Here is a 19,241-nt window from a genome sequence, read left to right as displayed (position 1 = left end):
GACTCAGGTCCGCCGGCTTGCGCGCTGACTGCGATAGGTATCAAGCACCACCGCCACCACGATGACCGCGCCGGTGATGATGCGTTTGGTCGGCTCGGTTGCGCCGATCTGCGCCAGACCGGCCGCCAGTACCGAGATGATCAACACCCCGAAAAACGTGCTGATGACCGAACCGCGCCCGCCCATCAGGCTGGTGCCGCCGATCACTACCGCGGCGATCACTTGCAATTCCAGGCCGGAACCAGCATTCGGGTCCGCTGCCTCCAGGCGGGAAATCTGGAACAGCGCAGCGATACCGGCCAGCAGCCCCATCAGACTGAACACCAGAATCTTGTAGGGTTTCGGATTGATCCCAGCCAGACGCACGGCCTCTTCGTTGGTGCCGATACCGATCAGGTAGCGCCCGAACACCGTGCGGGTCAACACGGCCTGGGCAATGAAGATGATGAGCAAGGCAATGATGAACGACGGCGAAATGCCGAAGGCGATCGGGTTGGACAGCCAGGCAAAGGCATCGCCGATATAGGCGGTGCGCGAGCCGGTCATCTGATATGCCACACCACGCGCCATTTCCAGCACGCCGAGGGAGACGATGAACGAAGGAATCCGCCACGCCACGGTGATCGAACCGGTGATCGTCCCCGCCAATGCGGCGGCCGCCATACCGAGCAATGCTGCCGGCAATACGCTCCAGCCCCAGCCGAGAATAGCCACGCTGACCGTCGACGCCGCGAGTGCCAGCACCGAGCCCACCGACAGGTCGATGCCGCCGATGATCAACACGAACGTCATGCCGACCGCCAGCACCATCAAGTCCGGAATCTGGTTGGCCAGGGTGCTGAACGTGTCGTAAGACAGAAAATGGCTGCTCAGGACCGAGAACAGCGCGACCATCGCCAGCAAGGCACCGGCCAGGCCCAGATAGGTGCCGAGGCCGTAAAAATTGCCACTACGTTTACCGGCAGATGCTGCAGTTTTCATGGAAGATCCCTAGGCGCTACTTCGTTGAGCAGCGCATCACGTTTTTGATAGCCGGCAAAAGCAGCGGCAAGCAAGTCATCCTGGGTCCAGCTGTCGCGCTCGAATGTCTCGATCAGGCGCCCCGCCGACAACACGCCGATGCGGTCGCAGATCAGCATCAGTTCGCGCAGGTCGCTGGACACCACCACCAGCGCCTTGCCCTGACGAGTCAGCTCACCGAGCAGTGCATAGATGTCGAATTTGGCGCCGACGTCGATGCCGCGAGTCGGCTCGTCGAACAGCAACACCGAACAGTCGCGTTCCAGCCAACGACCGATCACGACCTTCTGCTGATTGCCGCCGGACAGCTCCGAGACCAATTGCGTCGGGCTGGAACTGCGGATGCGCATGGCGTCGATCTGACGCTGAGCCAGCGACATCTCGTCACCGTTGTTGACGAACCCGCCGCGGGAAATCTCCGGCATGTTACCCAGGGCAATATTCGCGCTGATCGATTGCGTCAGCAGCAAGCCCTCGCCCTTGCGGTCTTCGGTGATCAGGGCAATGCCGTGACCGACCGCGTCCGCCGGCGAACGAATGCTCACGACCTGTGCCGGCGACCCCAGCGCAACCGTGCCGCTGTCCGCGGTGTCGGCGCCGAAGATCAGGCGTAGCAACTCGGTGCGCCCTGCCCCGATCAAACCGGAGATCCCGTAGATCTCACCGGCGCGCACTTCAAAGGAGACGTCGCGCACCTTGTCGGAACGGGTCAGCCCCTTGACCGTCAACGCCGGCGCGCCGATGTTGCGCGGCCCCATGTCGATGTGTTCACCGAGCTCACGGCCAACCATCAAGGTCACCAATTGCTCACTGTTGTAGTTAGCCATCGGCTCGACACAAACCAGATTGCCGTCGCGCAACACCGCAATGCGCTGAGCCACCCGCGCCAGCTCTTCGAGGCGATGGGAGATATAGATGATCGACACGCCACGAGCTTGCAGGCGCGTGATTTGCTCGAACAGCATTTCGACTTCACGGGCCGTCAGCATCGCGGTCGGTTCGTCGAGGATCAGCACATGACAATCACCGATCAGGTTGCGGGCGATCTCGACCATTTGCTGGTGACCGATGCCCAGTTCGCCGACGAGGGTGTCCGGGTCGATCGAATCGAGCCCGACCTGTGCCATGGCTTCGATCGCGGCCTTGCGCAATTGCTTGCGACTGATCCAGCCGCCGTTGCTGGGCAGGTTATCGAGAAACAGGTTTTCCGCCACCGACAGGGTCGGCAACAGATTGAGTTCCTGCATGACCATGCGAATGCCCAGGTCTTCAGCCTGGGTACGGCTGCCGGGGCGGTAATCCTGCCCCTGGAATTGCATCTGGCCGGTGGTCGGCGTGACCAATCCACCAATGATCTTCGACAGCGTGCTTTTGCCGGCGCCGTTCTCGCCGGTCAGCGCCAACACTTCGCCGCGTATCAGCGTCAGGTCGATACCGGTGAGAACAGGCTGCGCGTAGGTCTTGCCGATACCGCTGACCGAGAGGACAGCGTTCGGAGCGCAAACAGACATAAAAACTCTCCATGCGCTCGCCCGGACGGGCGAGCACCGTTGTGTCGCCAGAAGGACTACTTGGTAACCAGCTCTACCGGAGTTTCGATTACGCCGTTGGTGCCGCTGTCGACTTTCTCACCCTTGACGATCTTCAGCGCCGTCTCGATGCCGAACACGGCTTGCCTGGCAGCGAACTGGTCAGCGGTGGCCAGGACACGGCCATCCTTGAGCATCGGCTTGATGGCGTTGATGTTGTCGTAGCCGACCACTTGCACCTTGCCGGCCTTGCCCGCGGCACGCACGGCAGACACTGCGCCGACAGCCATGCTGTCGTTGCCGGCCAGCAGGGCTTTGACTTGCGGGTATTCGCTGAGGATCGACGCGGCGACCTTGTTGCCTTTATCGATTTCCCAATCACCGGATTGCAGGGACACGACCTTGATCTGCGCCGCTTCCATCGCATCCTTGAAACCTGCAGTGCGAGCCTGGGCGTTGGTGGTGGTGGACACACCTTCGATGATGCCGACTTCGTCACCGGCCTTCAGCTGCTTGGCCAGGTACTCACCCACCAGACGCGCACCCTTGCGGTTGTCGGGGCCTACGAACGGAACATTGATGTTTTTGCTTTTGACGACCGCTGGATCCAGCTGGTTATCGATGTTGACCACGGTGATACCGGCATCGATGGCTTTCTTGATCACCGGGACCATGGCCTTCGAGTCAGCAGGTGCGATCACCAGTGCATTGACCTTGGCCAGAATCATTTGCTCGACGATACGTGTCTGGCCCGCAGTGTCCGTTTCGTCCTTGATGCCGTTGGAGATCAGGTCGAAATCGGCGGAGTGATCTTTCTGGTAGGCCTTGGCGCCGTCTTCCATGGTCAGGAAGAATTCGTTGGCCAGAGATTTCATGACCAGCGCGACTTTGGGTTTTTCAGTGTCGGCGAAGGCCGAGGAGACAGGCAACGCGGCGGATGCGGCAGCCAGCATAGCGACAGCGAGAAGACGTCCAGCGAATGGCAGCTTCATGGGTTCACTCCGATCTTATGATTATTCTGAGCAACGCTTGCGCTGGCATAAGTTTCACCGCGTAAACCGATGGAACAAGCCATCGGCAGTGCCGCGCAAACGTTTGCGTAGACCGAACTATGCGAACCCTGCCGCTATTTGTCAACGGCCGAAAAACACGGTTTGTGCTTGCGGTAACAAAACCGCTTATGCCGTGGTGCTGATCACACCGCCCGAGCCGGAGCTCTTGGCCAGTTCCTTGACCAGATTGCCTGTGACTTCCGCCAGCGCCCCGCTGGTGTTGGCAATTTGCCCCTGAATCGACATGACGACATCGGTCTTGGCTTCCGGTGTCGGGTAATTCGCCACTTGAGCCGCCGCCAATTGTTGCTGTTGTTCGCGCAGTTGCTGCTGCAGCTCCTGCATACGCTTGAGCAACATCTTCACCACGACGCTTTGGTCGCTGCCGCTTTCGCTATCGCTTTCCGTTTTCGTTTCGATCACCGCGCCGCCGGTCCGGACCTTGGTGGCGCCACCCTCCTCCTCGGTACCCAACGCCAGTGTCGAAGCCTCGGAAGTTGATTCGCTCAAGGCTTTGATCGTTGCGGTGGATTTGCCACCGATGGTGATTGCGCCTGCATTGGGAAAGCCTATCGAAAACGACATGTGAACTCCTGAAAAAAAAGATCCCTCAGAGAGGCATCGACCTGCGCGCAGGTTTCTTTAGCAATGATTTGCCGTCTGGCAAGAAGACCTGTTCAACAGAAGCCGTAGCCCTTTTCGGAGAGCCGAACGCAAATAACAAACATATTCGGAAAACCGGACAACAGAGCGTTTAAACCTCGCTCAACACAGTCCGAATAATTGATACAAATCATTGGGTTAAAGCTATTTTTTATTTCCAGACATGACTGGTACAGATCCTGCTCCCTCTCATTCACCCCAGACATTCAGATCTGTCCGGGGCGCATCTAGATGAACCTGCATCCGCACCGTCTCACTACTAGAGAGAAAAATAATGACATCTGCTTTCAAGACTTTTGTTCCGGGCGCCTTGGCCCTCCTGCTACTCCTTCCGACAGCCCTTCAGGCGAAAGAAGTCGAAACCAAACAGAAACTGGCGAACGTGGTGATCCTCGCCACCGGCGGCACCATTGCCGGCGCGGGCGCCAGCGCCGCCAACAGCGCGACGTATCAAGCGGCGAAAGTCGGCATCGAACAGTTGATCGCCGGCGTTCCGGAACTGAGCCAATTGGCCAATGTTCGCGGCGAACAGGTCATGCAGATCGCCTCCGAAAGCATTACCAACGACAACCTGCTGCAACTGGGTCGTCGCGTGGCCGAACTGGCTGACAGCAAAGACGTCGATGGCATCGTCATCACCCACGGCACCGACACCCTGGAAGAAACTGCCTACTTCCTGAACCTGGTGGAAAAAACCGACAAGCCGATCATCGTCGTGGGCTCCATGCGCCCAGGCACCGCGATGTCCGCAGACGGCATGCTGAACCTGTACAACGCCGTGGCCGTGGCCGGCAGCAAAGACGCGCGCGGCAAAGGCGTACTGGTGACCATGAACGATGAAATCCAGTCGGGTCGCGACGTCAGCAAGATGATCAACATCAAGACCGAGGCGTTTAAAAGTGCCTGGGCTCCTCTCGGCATGGTGGTCGAAGGCAAATCCTACTGGTTCCGCCTGCCGGCCAAGCGCCACACCATGGACTCGGAGTTCGACATCAAGAACATCAAGAGCCTGCCTGACGTCGAAATCGCCTATTCCTACGGCAACGTGAGTGATACCGCCTACAAAGCGCTGGCTCAATCCGGCGCCAAAGCCATCATCCACGCGGGCACCGGCAACGGTTCGGTGTCTTCGCGCGTGGTTCCAGCCTTGCAAGCCCTGCGCAAGGATGGCGTGCAAATCATTCGTTCCTCCCACGTCAACGCCGGTGGCTTCGTATTGCGTAACGCCGAACAGCCGGACGACAAGTACGACTGGGTTGTTGCCCATGACTTGAACCCACAGAAGGCTCGTATCCTGGCCATGGTCGCGCTGACCAAGACCAATGACAGCAAAGAACTGCAACGGATGTTCTGGGAATACTGATTCGCCCTCGCCCGACCGGTTCCGGTCGGGCACCGCTTTCACCACTCGCCCGCTACGGCGAGTGGCCTCCTATCTGATAAAAAAATCTCCTTCGTCCTACACCAATCGGGAAAAACTGCTGTCAGAGGATTTTCTTGAATTTTAAGCAGTTGCGAAAATGCCTACAGTTAAATACTGTATGCACGTACAGCTTAATAAGGACAATTCCGTGGCCACCACCTCTGCCTCTCCTGATGCCTATGTACGCATGGGTATGCGCGTTCAGAAAATCATCAACTCCCCCACCGCCCAGAAAGCCAAGGCGGCCCTGATCTTCCGACTTCCGGACGAGCCAGTGGATGAGTGGGAGCAATTACTCGAAGAAATCGACGAAAACGACAACGTCACCCTCGCCTACCGCGACGATGGCGGTGTGCAGATTTTCTGGGTTGTGCCGAAGGAAGATTGAGTCAATGAGTGTCCGTTTTTTTGCTTTGCTGTTTTTGCTCTTCGCGATGGGCGCGCAAGCTGACGCCCCGCGCACCTTCAACGAAGCCAAGAAAGTCGCCTGGAAGCTGTACGCCCCGCAATCCACCGAGTTCTATTGCGGCTGTAAATACACCGGCAACAAGGTGGACCTGTCGGCCTGCGGTTATGTGCCACGCAAAAATGCCAAGCGCGCTTCGCGCATCGAGTGGGAGCACATCGTCCCCGCCTGGCAGATCGGCCATCAGCGTCAGTGCTGGCAGGAAGGCGGGCGCAAGAACTGCACGCGCTACGACCCGACCTACCAGAAGGCCGAGGCCGACTTGCATAATCTGGTGCCGAGCATCGGCGAGGTGAATGGCGATCGCAGCAATTTCAGTTTTGGCTGGTTGCCGGAGCAATCGGGTCAATACGGTTCATGCCTGACCCAGGTCGACTTCAAGGCAAAAAAGGTCATGCCCCGCCCTTCCATTCGCGGAATGATCGCCCGAACGTACTTTTACATGAGCAAGCAGTACGGTTTGCGCCTGTCGAAACAGGATCGGCAACTGTACGAAGCATGGAACAAAACCTATCCGGTACAGGCCTGGGAACGTCAGCGCAATCAGAGCGTGGCGTGCGTGATGGGGCGCGGCAACGAGTTTGTCGGGCCGGTGGACATGAAAGCGTGCGGCTAAGCACTTCTTGAAAACAAAAAGGCCTGGGGTTGAATGCCCCAGGCCTTTTTCGTTTTCAATCGTGCTGCTGACACCCAAGCGTTTGGGTGACCGATGACGCCTTACTGAGTCACCGGATGCTCGATGACCAGCAGCTCGATGTTCTGTTTTTTCGCCCGGGTCAGCGCCGCGCGCACTTCTTCCTGCTTGGCTTCAGCTTCGGCTTTGGAATTGAATGGCCCTATCAGGATGCGGGTCTTGCCATTTTCCTTGACCACGCTGGAAACGAAACTGTGCTCGATCAGCCAGCCACTCAGGTCGCTGACAGCCTGGGTTATTTCACCTCGCACTTCCAGATCCCACTGCGGCGCAGATACCGCCGCCGGTGCTGCCACCACGACTGGCTGCGGCTTTGGCGCATCAGCGCGCTTATCCTCACCGCATCCCGCCAATGCCAGTACTGCGATTACCAAAGCCATTTTGCGCACAACGCTTCCCTCTGAATGCTGAAAGCGGAGATTTTAACACCCATGAATACTTCTCGAGTGCCGCAAAATGGGCGCAAAACAACGAGAATCATGGAGGCGGCCTCTGTATAGTTACGCCTTGGGAATCAATGCAGCATCTGCGCGTCAGAAAGAGGCACCCAAACCGTGAAACTTCGCACTAATCTATAGATACCACCGACCTCTGCACTGTCCGAATCAGGTGCCCTACAAAGCAATCAAGGAGAAGACCATGCTGATACTCACCCGCAAAGTCGGTGAAAGCATAAATATTGGCGATGACATTACGATCACCATTCTGGGCGTAAGCGGCCAGCAAGTCAGAATTGGCATCAACGCCCCGAAAGACGTTGCGGTACACCGCGAAGAAATCTATCAGCGCATTCAGGCAGGCCTGACCGCCCCGGACAAGCCGCAATCCTGAATCCTGCTGCAGTCAGTAGCCAGCCTGTTCGCCCCCGAACCACGGCTGGCTAAAGATTCACGCACAGCGATCACTCCTGCATCCCGCCCCATCCCCGAACGTGAAGCCGATACTACCGGCATGTCTCACGTCATGGCTGTCGGACGTTTCGGATTAAGCCTGGGGAAGTATGCATTCGTACCCGGCTAGCCAAACGTCACTCCCCGCGCCATGCCCGTGGCCGCCACGACCATCAACATCACCAGCAGCGCTTCGATATGACTGATCCGCGCGAACAGCTTCGCACGACTGGCATCAATGGCTGCGCCACGCGCCTGCGCAATCCGCCATTTGATCAGGGTGATCATCGGCGCAATTTCAAGCAGCAGAATCAGAACGAAAAGTGTCATCTTCAGATGGAACAATGGCTGGTGAAGATAGTAGTCAGTGCCCTTTTCGTACCCGGCAAAGGCTCGCATCCCACCGGTGATCAGCAGAATGACCGCTGAAATGCCCCACAGATTATCTGCAATCAAGACGCTGCGCGCCTCACCCAGCCCCGCGACCAACCGCCGAAAAGCGCTGCCGCGGGTCAGTACGGCCCAGAAACCCAGGGCGTAAGCCAAGAGATGAATCGCCGCAAAAAACCAGTGGGCAAGCATCGAGATACTCCAATCAGGTTTGAGTTGGATCAGCCTGTCAGTAGTAGCCCATTAAATCGGGGATTGCCTGCTCAGCGGTTATCGCTTGCACGGGTGGTGACTGCTGGCCCTCTCCTCGGCATCCTCGTCGAATGAAGCAACAAAGCAATAACCCCCCCTCAAAGCCGAGAGGGCACCGAGATACGCCCAGGATGTGCAACCTTTTTGCAAATCGCAGACAACAAAAAAGGGCCCACCTTTCGGTGAGCCCTTCTAGACCGCCCAGCAGAGCGGATTTTGTTTGGTAGGCGCGATTGGACTCGAACCAACGACCCCCACCATGTCAAGGTGGTGCTCTAACCAACTGAGCTACGTGCCTGCTGTGAGGCGGCATTCTACGGAATTCCGGAGGGGTGTCAACACCTTTTTTCGAGCTAACCCTATGAATATGCAAAATATTTAATTTCGCGGCTGCAAAGAAGATTTTGTGGTGGCTGGCGGTCGATTTTTAACTCGGGTAGGATCGATGCACTCGTAAAATATATTAAACAGAGGCAGCAGGATGGCGAACACACCCTACCCAGAGTCCTACTACGCCGCATCGGCCAATGCGGTTCCGCCGCGCCCGGCCTTGCAGGGTGATGTAGAGACTGATGTCTGTGTGATCGGTGCCGGTTACACCGGCCTGTCCTCCGCCCTGTTTCTGTTGGAAAACGGTTTCAAGGTCACGGTGCTGGAAGCCGCCAAGGTGGGTTTCGGCGCATCGGGTCGTAACGGTGGCCAGATCGTTAACAGTTATAGCCGCGACATCGATGTGATCGAGCGCAGCGTTGGCCCCAAGCAGGCGCAATTGTTGGGGCAGATGGCGTTCGAGGGTGGACGGATCATTCGTGAGCGGGTCGCCAAATATAATATTCAGTGCGACCTGAAGGACGGTGGTGTGTTCGCCGCGCTCACCGGCAAGCAGATGGGCCATCTGGAATCGCAAAAGCGTCTGTGGGAGCGTTTTGGTCACACGCAACTTGAGCTGCTGGATCAACGCCGCATTCGTGAAGTGGTGAACTGCGAGCAATACGTTGGCGGCATGCTCGACATGAGCGGCGGGCACATTCATCCGCTGAACCTGGTACTCGGCGAAGCCGCGGCGGTCGAGTCGTTGGGCGGCACTATCTATGAGCAGTCGCCGGCGGTACGCATCGAGCGCGGCGCAACCCCGGTAGTGCACACGCCTCAGGGCAGGGTCAGGGCCAGGTTCATCATCGTGGCGGGCAACGCCTACCTCGGTAATCTGGTGCCGGAATTGGCGGCCAAGTCGATGCCGTGTGGAACGCAGGTGATTACCACCGAGCCATTGGGCGAAGCGTTGGCCAAGAGCCTGTTGCCGCAGGATTACTGTGTCGAAGACTGCAACTACCTGCTCGACTATTACCGTCTGACCGGCGACAAGCGCCTGGTTTTCGGCGGTGGCGTGGTGTACGGCGCGCGGGACCCGGCGAATATTGAAGCGATCATCCGACCGAAGATGCTCAAGGCTTTCCCGCAGCTCAAGGACGTGAAAATCGATTACGCCTGGACCGGCAATTTCCTGCTGACCCTGTCGCGTCTTCCGCAGGTCGGACGCCTGGGCGACAACATCTACTACTCCCAGGGCTGCAGTGGCCACGGCGTGACGTACACGCACCTGGCAGGCAAGGTGTTGGCCGAAGCGTTGCGCGGCCAGGCTGAGCGTTTTGACGCGTTTGCTGACCTACCGCACTACCCTTTCCCCGGCGGGCAATTGCTGCGCACACCGTTTGCGGCGCTGGGCGCCTGGTACTACGGATTGCGGGACAAGTTCGGCTACTGAGCAACACCGCACTACTTTGTGGGAGCGAGCGCGCTCGCTCCCACAGGTTCGATTCAGAAATCGACAGTCGCCGAAAGCAGGTACGTGCGCGGCGTCGACAGCGTCAATCCCGGCTCGCTGTCATCCGAAGCACCGGCCGAACTCCAGTAACGCTTGCCCGCCACGTTCTCGATGTTGGCGCGCAAGGTGATGTTCTTTTCCTCGACCTTGAACGCGTAGCGGGCGCCTACATCAAAACGCTCCCACGAATCGATTTCCTTGACGTTGGACTGGTCCAGATACTGCGAGCTGGAATAGATGCCGCGACTGGTCAGCGTCAGCCCCTGCAAGGTCGGCACATCCCACTCGGCGCCGAGGTTGACGTTGTATTCCGGCGTCGCCGGCGCACGGTTACCGTCGAAGGTGCCGTTGGCGGTGTTGGTCAACTCGCTGTCGATGTACATGACACCGCCGAGCAGGCGGAAACCCTTGAGCGGTTCACCGAACACGCTCAGTTCCACGCCTTCGTTTTGACGCTTGCCGTTCGGGCCGAAGACGCGCGTCGTGGCGTTGGTTTCATAGGCCGGCTGCTTGATCCGGAACACTGCGGCGGTGACGGCAAACGCACCTGCGTCATACTTGGCGCCGACCTCGACCTGACGGCTGATAAACGGCGGGAAGATTTCGTCCTCGTTCACTGAAGTCGATGGCGCGATCTTGCCCTGGCTCAAGCCTTCCATGTAGTTGGCGTACAGCGACAGCTTGTCGGTAGCCTTGAACAGGATGCCGCCCGACGGCGAAACCTTTTCCTCATCGTAGGCCGTGTCACCTTTGACATCGTCCGTCCAGTCATCAACCTTCACCCGCTGCCAGCGGGCGCCGAGGGTCAGCAACACACGGTCATCGAAGAACCCCAGCGTGTCGGACAGCGCCAGACCGCTGAAGCGGTTCTCGGTGTAGACCTTCGAATCGAGTCGAGTGGGCCTGACAGGTGTCGCTGTTACCACCGGGTTATAGAGGTTGCTGTTGGCCGTGGCATAACGGGCGCCGCCATTTTCGAAATCCATGTAGAAATAGCTGGCAGCCAGGTTGACTTCATGGCTCACGGGCCCGGTATGGAACCAGTTGCGCACCCCGGCGGTAGCCGTCCGGACACTTTCGTCACGGGTGAAGTCACGGGGTTGAACGCTGAAGTCGCCCCGGTTGTTGGTGACCGCAACGGCATGACGGAGGAAGTCATGATTGCTTTCGCGCGCGCCCACACCGCCGTACAGCATCACGTTATCGCTGACATCGAACTCACCGTTCACTGTGCCGAACGTGTCGTTGGTACTCGCCTTGCTCCAGGGCTGCGCATAGTTGTGGCGGACATCGCTGGCATGCGGAACCTGTGCGGCGGCGCCAACTTGCACGCGCTCCTGCGGGGCGTCGGTATCGCGTTCGGTGCGCCCCAGGTCGGTCGAGAGTCGTAGGCGCTCACCACGAAAATCCAGGCCCAGCACGGCCATCTCGCGGTCGACATTCTGGTGATCCCATTCGGTGTCGCCGGACTGTTTTACGCCGTTGAAACGAATGCCGAACTTGTTGTCTTCACCGAAGCGCCTGCCGATATCCACGGCACCGCCGGTCTGGCTGTCGGACGCGTAGTTGCCGGTAAACGAAGTGATCGGCTTGTCGGTCGCGCGTTTAGGCACCACGTTGATCCCGCCACCCACGGCACCTCGCGGCGAGATGCCGTTGATGAGCTGGCTCGGGCCTTTGAGAATGTCAACGCGGTCGGCCATCTCCATGTCGATCGTATAGGTCGGCAAAACGCCGTAGAGGCCGTTGTAGGCGACATCACTGTTGAACAGGCTGAACCCGCGAATGGTGAATTGCTCATAGCGCCCACCGGCCGGGTTGGTGGCGCGAACGGAAGGATCGCTGGCGATCAGCTCGCCCAGGGTACGCGCCTGCAAGTTCTTGACCGCCTCGCTGGTGTAGGTGGTCATGCTGAACGGCGTTTCCATGAAGTCTTTCGAGCCCAGCAAACCTTGCGAGCCGCGACGCGCAACCTGACCGCCGGCATACACCTCGCCGTCTGCCCCGCCGGTGGCACCAAGAATCGAGGTCGGGGCCAGTTGCAGGCTGCTGCCTTCTGGTGCCGGGGTCAGGATGTACGCCTGTTCGCCGACCGCTTGCAACTGCAGACCGGAACCCTGCAACAGTCGCGCAAAGCCCTCCTCGACCGCGTAATCGCCGGACAGGCCGGTGCTGTTGCGACCGCTGACCAGCGCGGGGTCAATCGAGAGATTGACCCCAGACAACCCCGCGAAACGGGTCAGCGCATCACTCAGGCTGCCGGCAGGCACCTGATAATTGCGTCGGGCACTGTCTTCGGCCCAGCTTGCGGTTATGAACAATGGACTGGCACTCAGGCCCAACAACAGGCTCAGGTGCAACAACGGACGCAGACGCGGATAACAAGGTGCAGGCATTGAATTTGCTCTCTTGATTCGTTCACATGCCTTGAATGACAAGCGAGTCGAAAAAAGGGGACAGGCTTTACACACTATTTTTGCGCGGCAGCAACGTGACCCAGTAGCGGGTTCGGGAATGCACCTCCAGCGGCAGACTGGCCGCAAGCAGCGCGAGGACGCGATCCGTGTCGTCGAGACGGAAACTGCCGGTGACACGCAGGCTTTCCAGTTCAGGCTCCCAGCGCAGAACGCCCGGTCGGTAAGAGCCGAGTTCGCGCAGGAAATCCCCCAGCGGCTGGTTCTTCGCCATCAGCACGCCTTCACGCCAACCTGGTGCAAGCGCATCGAATGGCGTGATCGCGCCGACACCCGCCGCTTCAAGGCTGACCTGCTGCCCCTCGCGCAATGCCAGTGCCGCCCCATGCAGGGGCTGCAACTGCACGCTACCGTTGAACACCGACACCCGACAGCCGCGCGCCTCCTGGCGCACGCAGACTTCGCTCTGGCTGAGGATAACGTTGCCGAACTTCGTCTGGATCGTCAGCGGCGCAGTGCCCGGCACCTTCAGCGACAGCTCGCCTTCTATCAGCTTCACGCGGCGGTTCTGCACATCCACATCGACGGCACTGGCGGTATTGAGCTGCAAGGAACTGCCATCGGCGAGCTGCACCTTTTTGCGCTCGCCAGTGGCGGTGTGCAGGTCGGCACGCCAGACGTCCAGAGGCAATTGTCGACTGATCAGCCAGGCCGCCGGCACCAACGCCACGGCGCCCAATGCGCGCTTCAGCACTGCGCGTCGGCCAGGATCAGGGCGGTCCAGGCTGCTCAGCGCCAGCGCCGACGGCAGATCGGCGAAACGCTGACGCAAGGCCTGGGCCTTCTGCCAGGCCTGCTCGTGACTGGCGCAGGTGTCGCGCCAACGCTGCAAGTTCGCGCGGTCCTGCTCATTGGCGCCACCAGATTCGAGCAACGCAAGCCATTGTGCCGCAGCCCGGACGGCCTGACGGAGATCGGATGAAGACTGACTGTTCACAGTTCCACCAACAGGCAATGCTCGTAGGCTTGCGCCATGTAACGTTTGACCGTGCGCTCCGACACCCGCAGGCGCTCGGCGATTTGCTGGTAGTTCAAGCCTTCAAGCTGACTCCAGAGAAACGCTCGGCGCACCGCCCTTGGCAGTCCGTCGAGCAGCTCATCCAGTGCTTGCAGGGTTTCCAGCAGCAGCCAGCGCTGTTCGGGTGATGGCGCACAGTCTTCAGGCATCGACGCCAACGCAGCCAGATAGGCTTGCTCAAGGCTGCGACGCTGATAGAAGTTGCTCAACAGGCGTTTGCCGACGGTCAGCAGATAGGCACGGGGCTCTTGCAAGTCAGCGATGCGCTGAGAGCTGGCGAGCACACGCAAGAACGTATCCTGACTCAAATCCGCCGCATCACAGCCGTTGCCCATGCGCCTTCTCAACCAGCCTTCCAGCCAGCCACGGTGATCGCGGTACAGGTCGTGGAGGGTTTGCTCCTTCGGCATCGCTGCATCACTCATCTCAAGAAGCCCTGTGCCAAGGAGTTATCGTAAATGAGAGTGATTCTAATTAATGTCAGAGCTACGAAGGAAGTCCTTTATGCAACGGACGCGCAGAAAGGTCATATGGGTAAGCGTGAAGTGGCATAAAAGCCAAATTTCAGACACAAAAAACCCCGGTCTTTCGACCAGGGTCTTTGCTATCGACTCGAAGATCACCAGAGGCTTCTTCGTAGCTCCAAGGCGTTCAGTGGGCCTTGAGGCAGATATGGCGCAGCGGACGGGACTCGAACCCGCGACCCCCGGCGTGACAGGCCGGTATTCTAACCGACTGAACTACCGCTGCGTATCGCTTTGGACTTGCGTCCTAACTCGTCTGATTGAAGCTCCGAGATTTTTCAATCTCTCTTTCAATCTCAAATCAGGGATAAACCTGACTCGGAAAATATGGCGCAGCGGACGGGACTCGAACCCGCGACCCCCGGCGTGACAGGCCGGTATTCTAACCGACTGAACTACCGCTGCGCGTCGGTGGAGGCTTTTCAGCTTCCCTCCTGCTTTCGCAAGAGTCTCAAGAAGTGGTGGGTGATGACGGGATCGAACCGCCGACATTCTGCTTGTAAGGCAGACGCTCTCCCAGCTGAGCTAATCACCCTTTGCTTCTCTGAGGCCGCGAAATTTACGCACCTAACGAAGCTAAGTCAATAGCAGGATTGAAGTTTTTCTGAAAAAGACAAAATCGTGTCATCCCTGGGGATGTGCACGACCGTCAGACCGCTTCGCGAGCAGGCTCGCTCCCACAGTGGACCGCGTTTTTAATGTGGGAGCGAGCCTGCTCGCGAAGAGGCCGGGACATTAGGCATCAATGCAGAAGACCGCCTCCGCACTGCTATTCGCTGTAAATCATCTTCTTGGTCATGCCGCCATCGACCACAAACTCCTGGCCCGTGACGAAACCCGCATTCTTCGACAGCAACCAGGCAACCATCGCCGCCACGTCCTCGACCGTCCCTACCCTGCCCGCCGGATGCTGCGCATGGTCGGCTTCGGTCAGTGGTTCGGCACGCCGCACCCCAGGGTCTCGCGCATCGATCCAGCCAGGGCTGACGGCGTTGACGCGAATTTCCGGCCCGAGGCTGATCGCCAAGGCATGAGTCAAGGCCAGCAGACCGCCCTTGCTCGCCGCATAGGCCTCCGTGTCGGGTTCCGACTGCCCGGCGCGGGTCGAGGCCAGGTTGACGATCGCACCGCTGTGAGCACGCAGGTACGGCGCACAGTGCTTGGCCAGCAGCATCGGCCCGCTGAGGTTTACCGCCAGTACCCGATTCCAGTAAGACAGATCGAGGCTTTCCAGGGTGATGTTGTGCGGATCGGCCACTGCCGCGTTGCACACCAGCGCATCCAGACGCCCGAACTGCCCCAGCACTTCGGCAACACCCAACGCCACCTGCCCTTCGTTCGAGACGTCCATGGCGATGAACCAGGCGTTGTCGCCCAGCACCTTCGCCACTTTCGAACCGCGCACCCGATCCAGGTCCGTCAGCACCACCTGCCAGCCTTCGCTGATCAGCCAGGCCGCGATCCCCAGACCAATGCCTCGCGCAGCACCGGTGACCAGTGCAACGCGACCATTGGAAGCGGACGATGTGGACAATTCGATCACAAGGCAGCCAACCCGCGCGCCAGATCAGCCTGCAGGTCGGCCACGTCTTCCAGACCGACCGCAATGCGGATCAGGCTGTCACGAATGCCCGCGGCTTCACGCTCTTGCGGCGCCAGACGGCCGTGGGAGGTGGTGCTCGGGTGGGTGATGGTGGTCTTGCTGTCGCCAAGGTTGGCGGTGATCGAAATCAATCGGGTTGCATCGATAAAGCGCCACGCGCCCTCTTTGCCGCCCTTGACCTCGAAACTCACCACGGCGCCGAAACCTTTCTGCTGACGCAGTGCCAGCGCATGCTGCGGATGGCTTTTCAGGCCGGCGTAATGGACTTTCTCGATACCGTCCTGCTGCTCCAGCCACTCGGCCAGTTGCTGGGCATTGGCGCAGTGCGCCTTCATGCGCAGGTTCAGGGTTTCCAGGCCTTTGAGGAAGATCCACGCGTTGAACGGGCTCAAGGTTGGCCCGGCGGTGCGCAGGAAACCGACCACTTCTTTCATCTGCTCACTGCGACCGGCCACTACGCCGCCCATGCAACGGCCCTGGCCGTCGATGAACTTGGTCGCCGAGTGCACGACAATGTCCGCGCCCATCTTCAGCGGCTGCTGCAGTGCAGGCGTGCAGAAGCAGTTGTCGACCACCAGCATCGCGCCTTTGGCGTGAGCGATTTTCGCCAGTTCGGCGATGTCCACCAGCTCGGCCAGCGGATTGGACGGCGACTCGACAAACAGCAATTTGGTGTTGGCCTTGATCGCCGCGTCCCAGCCGGACAGATCCGCCAGAGGCACGTAATCGACTTCGATGCCGAAGCGCTTGAAGTACTTCTCGAACAGGCTGATGGTTGAACCGAACACGCTGCGCGAGACCAGCACATGGTCGCCGGCGCTGCACAGGCTCATCACCACCGCCATGATGGCGGCCATGCCAGTGGCGGTGGCCACGGCTTGCTCGGCGCTTTCCAGCGCGGCAATACGCTCTTCGAACGCGCGCACGGTCGGGTTGGTGTAGCGCGAGTAAACGTTGCCCGGCACTTCCCCGGCAAAACGTGCGGCCGCGTCGGCGGCGGTACGGAATACATAGCTGGAAGTGAAGAACATCGGATCACCGTGTTCGCCTTCCGGCGTGCGGTGCTGACCGGCGCGTACGGCCAGGGTATCGAACGCTACGCCTTCGAGGTCGCTGTCCAGCCGACCGGCATCCCAATCCTGACTCATGCTGTCACTCCTTGCCTTGCTCTTCTAGTAGATACAAAACCGGCCCCTCAGGGCCGGTAGTTACTCAGTTGTTGTACAGATCAATGATCGCGCTGACTGCCTGCGTCTTGACCTTGGAGGCATCGTTGCGTGCCTGCTCGATCTTGTTCAGGTAAGCCTCGTCAACGTCGCCGGTCACGTACTGGCCGTCGAACACCGCGCAATCGAACTTGTCGATCTTGATCTTGCCGCCACCGACCGCTTCGATCAAGTCAGGCAAGTCCTGATAGATCAGCCAGTCTGCGCCGATCAGATCCGCGACGTCCTGGGTCGAACGGTTATGGGCGATCAGCTCATGAGCGCTCGGCATGTCGATGCCGTAGACGTTCGGGTAGCGAACGGCCGGTGCCGCGGAGCAGAAGTAGACGTTTTTGGCGCCAGCTTCGCGGGCCATCTGGATGATTTGCTTGCAAGTGGTGCCGCGAACGATCGAGTCATCCACCAGCATCACGTTCTTGCCGCGGAATTCCAGTTCGATGGCGTTGAGCTTCTGGCGTACGGATTTTTTCCGTGCAGCCTGGCCCGGCATGATGAAGGTACGACCGATATAACGGTTCTTCACGAAGCCTTCGCGGAACTTCACGCCCAGGTGGTTCGCCAGCTCCAGCGCAGCGGTACGGCTGGTGTCCGGAATAGGGATAACCACGTCGATGTCGTGATCCGGACGCTCGCGCAGGATCTTCTCGGCGAGCTTCTCACCCATGCGCAGACGGGCTTTATAAACCGAGACACCGTCGATGATCGAGTCCGGACGCGCCAGGTAGACGTGTTCGAAGATGCACGGAGTCAGGGACGGGTTGGTCGCGCACTGACGGGTGTGCAGCTTGCCGTCTTCAGTGATGTAGACCGCTTCGCCCGGTGCCAGGTCGCGAATCAGGGTGAAACCGAGCACGTCCAGGGACACGCTTTCGGAGGCGATCATGTACTCCACGCCTTCGTCGGTGTGACGCTGACCGAAAACGATCGGACGGATGCCGTGCGGGTCGCGGAAACCGACGATGCCGTAACCGGTCACCATCGCCACGACAGCGTAACCACCGACGCAACGGTTGTGCACGTCAGTGACGGCAGCGAACACGTCTTCTTCGGTAGGCTGCAACTTGCCACGCTGGGCCAGTTCGTGCGCGAACACGTTGAGCAGCACTTCCGAATCGGAATTGGTGTTGACGTGGCGCAGGTCAGATTCGTAAATCTCCTTGGCCAGCTGTTCAACGTTGGTCAGGTTACCGTTGTGCGCCAGGGTGATGCCGTAAGGCGAGTTGACGTAGAACGGTTGAGCTTCGGCCGAGGTCGAGCTGCCCGCGGTCGGGTAACGCACATGGCCAATGCCCATGTGACCGACCAGACGCTGCATGTGACGCTGATGGAACACGTCACGCACCAGGCCATTGTCCTTGCGCAGGAATAACCGGCCGTCATGGCTGGTCACGATACCGGCAGCGTCCTGGCCGCGGTGCTGGAGGACGGTTAGCGCGTCATACAGCGCCTGATTGACGTTCGACTTACCGACGATACCGACGATGCCACACATGCGACGCAACCCCTACTTAATGGATCTGAACTGAACACAACTCACTGAGGCGTTTTGGCCGTCGGCAAGAGGTGCTCCTTGAACGGTATTTCAGCGGGTACGCTGATACCGCTGGCAAGCCACTGACTGCTCCACCCGAGAATCAGGTTTTTGGACCAGTCTGCGACCAATAGAAATTTTGGCACGAGTTGCGACTGTTGCCACCACCCGTCCTGCTGTACCGGCCCCAGGCTCAACAGCCCGACCGCCACGACCACCAGCAACACGCCACGCGCGGCGCCGAAGGCCATGCCGAGGAATCGATCGGTCCCGGACAACCCGGTGACGCGAACCAATTCGCCGATAAGATAATTGATCATTGCGCCTACGATCAGCGTGGCGACAAACATTATTGCGCAGCCCGTGATCACACGTGCCGATGGCGTTTCGATGTATCCGGCGAGGTATTCGGACAATGCACCACCGAACATCCAGGCGACGACTCCTGCGATGATCCAGGTCACCAGCGATAATGCTTCTTTGACGAAGCCGCGGCTCAGACTGATCAATGCGGAGATGGCGACGATTGCAACGATCGCCCAGTCAACCCAGGTAAATGGCACAGTGCAGCCTACAGACGGATAAGGCGGCGCATTTTAGCAGAGCCCATGCTTATCGGTAAGCTGCGATTGTCAGTGCATTTCAAATCGGGTCGATAGTT

General features: G+C 59.2%; 18 protein-coding genes and 4 tRNA genes. 5 read left to right on the top strand and 17 right to left on the bottom strand.

The genetic code is table 11. From position 1 onward, the window contains the following. Positions 1 to 3: 3 nt before the first annotated feature. From K5R88_RS00635 to K5R88_RS00620, 4 genes are all read right to left on the bottom strand, one after another. Positions 4 to 981: an ABC transporter permease gene (locus K5R88_RS00635; RefSeq protein ID WP_008037572.1), complete on the bottom strand. Its 978-nt coding sequence runs from the start codon at positions 979 to 981 to the stop codon at positions 4 to 6. Further along, the gene (locus tag K5R88_RS00630; protein WP_226298929.1) at positions 978 to 2,531 is read right to left on the bottom strand and encodes a sugar ABC transporter ATP-binding protein; all 1,554 of its coding nucleotides are present in this window, start codon (positions 2,529 to 2,531) and stop codon (positions 978 to 980) included. Before K5R88_RS00630 ends, K5R88_RS00635 begins: the two co-directional genes overlap by 4 nt. Before the next feature lie 56 nt (positions 2,532 to 2,587). Beyond that, positions 2,588 to 3,541 carry a sugar ABC transporter substrate-binding protein gene (locus tag K5R88_RS00625; protein WP_008028234.1) on the bottom strand — a complete coding sequence of 318 codons (954 nt, stop codon included), beginning with the start codon at positions 3,539 to 3,541 and terminating at the stop codon, positions 2,588 to 2,590. A gap of 186 nt (positions 3,542 to 3,727) precedes the next feature. Beyond that, a complete protein-coding gene (locus K5R88_RS00620; protein ID WP_008037574.1) occupies positions 3,728 to 4,186 on the bottom strand; it encodes a hypothetical protein in 459 nt (152 codons plus the stop codon). Positions 4,187 to 4,538: 352 nt separating this feature from the next. Here K5R88_RS00620 and K5R88_RS00615 point away from each other — a divergent pair, with 352 nt between their 5' ends. The 3 genes from K5R88_RS00615 to K5R88_RS00605 all read left to right on the top strand — a co-directional run bounded on the left by K5R88_RS00615 (position 4,539) and on the right by K5R88_RS00605 (position 6,769). Beyond that, on the top strand, positions 4,539 to 5,627 hold the full coding sequence (locus tag K5R88_RS00615; RefSeq protein ID WP_226298928.1) for an asparaginase: 1,089 nt from the start codon (positions 4,539 to 4,541) through the stop codon (positions 5,625 to 5,627). A 157-nt stretch (positions 5,628 to 5,784) separates the two neighbouring features. Beyond that, positions 5,785 to 6,075: a DUF1654 domain-containing protein gene (locus K5R88_RS00610; protein WP_008037577.1), complete on the top strand. Its 291-nt coding sequence runs from the start codon at positions 5,785 to 5,787 to the stop codon at positions 6,073 to 6,075. A 4-nt stretch (positions 6,076 to 6,079) separates the two neighbouring features. Then, positions 6,080 to 6,769: an endonuclease gene (locus K5R88_RS00605; protein ID WP_008028239.1), complete on the top strand. Its 690-nt coding sequence runs from the start codon at positions 6,080 to 6,082 to the stop codon at positions 6,767 to 6,769. Between the two features lie 101 nt (positions 6,770 to 6,870). On the opposite strand, the gene K5R88_RS00600 is transcribed toward K5R88_RS00605, so the two are convergent. After that, positions 6,871 to 7,236: an SPOR domain-containing protein gene (locus K5R88_RS00600; RefSeq protein WP_226298927.1), complete on the bottom strand. Its 366-nt coding sequence runs from the start codon at positions 7,234 to 7,236 to the stop codon at positions 6,871 to 6,873. A 250-nt stretch (positions 7,237 to 7,486) separates the two neighbouring features. Here K5R88_RS00600 and csrA point away from each other — a divergent pair, with 250 nt between their 5' ends. Then, positions 7,487 to 7,678, top strand: coding sequence for a carbon storage regulator CsrA (csrA, locus tag K5R88_RS00595; protein WP_008028241.1), 192 nt, complete (start codon positions 7,487 to 7,489; stop codon positions 7,676 to 7,678). 185 nt (positions 7,679 to 7,863) lie between these two features. Here csrA and K5R88_RS00590 read toward each other — a convergent pair whose 3' ends face one another. Together K5R88_RS00590 and K5R88_RS00585 are read right to left on the bottom strand one after the other, a co-directional pair. Continuing rightward, the gene (locus tag K5R88_RS00590; RefSeq protein ID WP_226298926.1) at positions 7,864 to 8,319 is read right to left on the bottom strand and encodes a DUF2214 family protein; all 456 of its coding nucleotides are present in this window, start codon (positions 8,317 to 8,319) and stop codon (positions 7,864 to 7,866) included. 281 nt (positions 8,320 to 8,600) lie between these two features. Beyond that, positions 8,601 to 8,677 (bottom strand) — tRNA-Val (locus K5R88_RS00585). 183 nt (positions 8,678 to 8,860) lie between these two features. Between K5R88_RS00585 and K5R88_RS00580 the strand changes: the two genes are divergently transcribed. Next, entirely contained in the window at positions 8,861 to 10,144 is a 1,284-nt protein-coding gene (locus tag K5R88_RS00580) for an NAD(P)/FAD-dependent oxidoreductase (protein ID WP_223452310.1), read from the top strand. Between the two features lie 53 nt (positions 10,145 to 10,197). Here K5R88_RS00580 and K5R88_RS00575 read toward each other — a convergent pair whose 3' ends face one another. From K5R88_RS00575 to K5R88_RS00530, 10 genes are all read right to left on the bottom strand, one after another. Then, complete coding sequence (locus K5R88_RS00575) at positions 10,198 to 12,600, bottom strand: TonB-dependent receptor (RefSeq protein WP_226298925.1); 2,403 nt, start codon at positions 12,598 to 12,600, stop codon at positions 10,198 to 10,200. Between the two features lie 67 nt (positions 12,601 to 12,667). Continuing rightward, positions 12,668 to 13,615: a FecR domain-containing protein gene (locus K5R88_RS00570; protein ID WP_226298924.1), complete on the bottom strand. Its 948-nt coding sequence runs from the start codon at positions 13,613 to 13,615 to the stop codon at positions 12,668 to 12,670. Beyond that, complete coding sequence (locus K5R88_RS00565; protein ID WP_223452293.1) at positions 13,612 to 14,121, bottom strand: sigma-70 family RNA polymerase sigma factor; 510 nt, start codon at positions 14,119 to 14,121, stop codon at positions 13,612 to 13,614. The genes K5R88_RS00570 and K5R88_RS00565 overlap by 4 nt, the downstream gene beginning before the upstream one ends. 248 nt (positions 14,122 to 14,369) lie before the next feature. After that, positions 14,370 to 14,446: transfer RNA gene (locus tag K5R88_RS00560), tRNA-Asp, on the bottom strand. A 102-nt stretch (positions 14,447 to 14,548) separates the two neighbouring features. Beyond that, a tRNA-Asp gene (locus K5R88_RS00555) sits at positions 14,549 to 14,625 on the bottom strand. A gap of 54 nt (positions 14,626 to 14,679) precedes the next feature. Further along, positions 14,680 to 14,755 (bottom strand) — tRNA-Val (locus K5R88_RS00550). Positions 14,756 to 14,989: 234 nt separating this feature from the next. Then, positions 14,990 to 15,763 (bottom strand): SDR family oxidoreductase, encoded by a 774-nt coding sequence (locus K5R88_RS00545; RefSeq protein WP_223452290.1) that lies wholly within the window; start codon positions 15,761 to 15,763, stop codon positions 14,990 to 14,992. After that, positions 15,760 to 16,971 (bottom strand): O-succinylhomoserine sulfhydrylase, encoded by a 1,212-nt coding sequence (locus K5R88_RS00540; protein WP_226298923.1) that lies wholly within the window; start codon positions 16,969 to 16,971, stop codon positions 15,760 to 15,762. Before K5R88_RS00540 ends, K5R88_RS00545 begins: the two co-directional genes overlap by 4 nt. A gap of 64 nt (positions 16,972 to 17,035) precedes the next feature. Continuing rightward, positions 17,036 to 18,541 carry an amidophosphoribosyltransferase gene (gene purF / locus K5R88_RS00535; RefSeq protein ID WP_007935163.1) on the bottom strand — a complete coding sequence of 502 codons (1,506 nt, stop codon included), beginning with the start codon at positions 18,539 to 18,541 and terminating at the stop codon, positions 17,036 to 17,038. 41 nt (positions 18,542 to 18,582) lie between these two features. Further along, positions 18,583 to 19,143: a CvpA family protein gene (locus K5R88_RS00530; protein WP_008028275.1), complete on the bottom strand. Its 561-nt coding sequence runs from the start codon at positions 19,141 to 19,143 to the stop codon at positions 18,583 to 18,585. Positions 19,144 to 19,241 lie beyond the last annotated feature (98 nt).

This window comes from Pseudomonas sp. MM213 (assembly GCF_020423045.1).
Taxonomy (GTDB): domain Bacteria; phylum Pseudomonadota; class Gammaproteobacteria; order Pseudomonadales; family Pseudomonadaceae; genus Aquipseudomonas; species Aquipseudomonas migulae.
This window is presented reverse-complemented; position numbering and strand designations above follow the sequence as displayed.